The organism is Streptomyces phytophilus (genome assembly GCF_013870535.1).
Lineage (GTDB): Bacteria > Actinomycetota > Actinomycetes > Streptomycetales > Streptomycetaceae > Streptomyces > Streptomyces phytophilus.
The window spans coordinates 1-1,317 of the sequence record NZ_JACBXC010001506.1 but is presented as its reverse complement, the minus strand read 5'-3'; the positions used below and the strand labels follow the sequence as shown (position 1 = coordinate 1,317).

Sequence of the window (1,317 nt, the reverse complement as noted above, 5' to 3'; positions counted from 1 at the left end):
GCGGAGGTGTTCGCTGGGGCGGGCGGGGGCCAGGAGGCGGAGGAGGAGCATCGCGGCGATGGGCATCTGGAGAGCCCAGACCAGGGTGCGGAAGGTGCCGTCGTACCAGACGTTCGTGCCGTACAGCAGCGTGTGCCAGACGCTCAGGACGTAGACGACGATGATGAAGCGGTGCAGCGCCCGCCACATGCGCGAACCGGTGCGCTGGCGCAGGTAGTACGCCAGGCCCAGCGGGATCGCGAGGTAGAAGGCGAGCAGGCCGATGAGGATGGCGATGCGGCCGGTGCCCGTGGCGTAGCCGCCGGGTATGAAGACCTTGACGGTGGCGTCCCACACGCGGCCGGGCCAGGTCGCCCCGCCCTCGTTGCCGCGGACCTCCTCCAGGAAGAACATCAGCGCGTGCATGAACATCAGCGCGATCGTGGTCAGGCTGGTGGTCCGGTGGAGCTTCTCCAGCCGGGCGGGCGGCAGCCGGCGGGTCCGCGGGCGCGGGCCGGTGCGCAGGAGGCTGAAGACGATGGTGATCCACGCCCACAGCAGGCCGGACCAGCCGAACGCCTGGCAGAGCCAGTACATCCAGTACTTGTCGGCGTCGGCGAGCATCGGCATGACCTGGAGGGTCGCCGACGAGCCGCTTTCCACGCGGGCGTAGAGCCAGGCGAATATCGCGCCGGTGACGACGAGCGAGATGCCCGCGTCCAGTCCCGCGGCCCTGATGTCGGCCTTGAGTCCCGTCCAGTCGAACCACCCGCCGGCGCGGCCATCGGCGCGGTCCGCGGCGCGGTCTGCGGCCCGGGGTCCGGACTTTTCGGGCAGCCCTGATCGACGTCCCACTGCCACCTGTTGCCTCCTGAGTCCCGTCGACCCCACGTGATGTGTACCCATCACCCGCGGGAGATCAACGCGGATCCACGGGCTCCAGCCGCGTCCACCCCGTCCAACCCCGCTTCCGCAGCAGCTCGATGAGCCGCCGCGCCGGCGGCGCCGCCTCGAAGGCCAGCTTGTCCATCAGCTCCGCGAGCGGCGGCGCGAGGTCGACGTCGGCGACGTAGTCCTGCCCCCGCTCCGCCGTGAGGCGGGCGAGGTACGCGGCGAGGTCGTCGGCCAGGGCGGTCAGGCGCGGGTCGTCGGGTGCCCAGTCGAGGGCGTGGCCGAGGGTCCGGTAGAAGGCGAGGAACTGCGGGTCGGCGAGCCGGGACCGCTTGCGGGCCAGCCACTCCGGTACGCGGTCGGGGGCGTGCGCCGCCAGCGGGATCCAGCCCTCGCGCTCGACCGCGACGATCCGCTCGTCGACGCCCAGTTCCCGCAGCCGGTCGA

Annotated in this window: 1 protein-coding gene and 1 pseudogene; both read right to left on the bottom strand. The window is 71.9% G+C overall.

Going from position 1 to position 1,317, the window contains the following annotated elements; all coding sequences use genetic code 11:
* A partial coding sequence (locus H5J30_RS33770) for a ferric reductase-like transmembrane domain-containing protein (RefSeq protein WP_309505713.1) occupies positions 1 to 840 on the bottom strand: 840 nt, incomplete at its 3' end.
* A gap of 58 nt (positions 841 to 898) precedes the next feature.
* A pseudogene (locus H5J30_RS33765) lies at positions 899 to 1,317 on the bottom strand (MerR family transcriptional regulator); the annotation flags it as partial.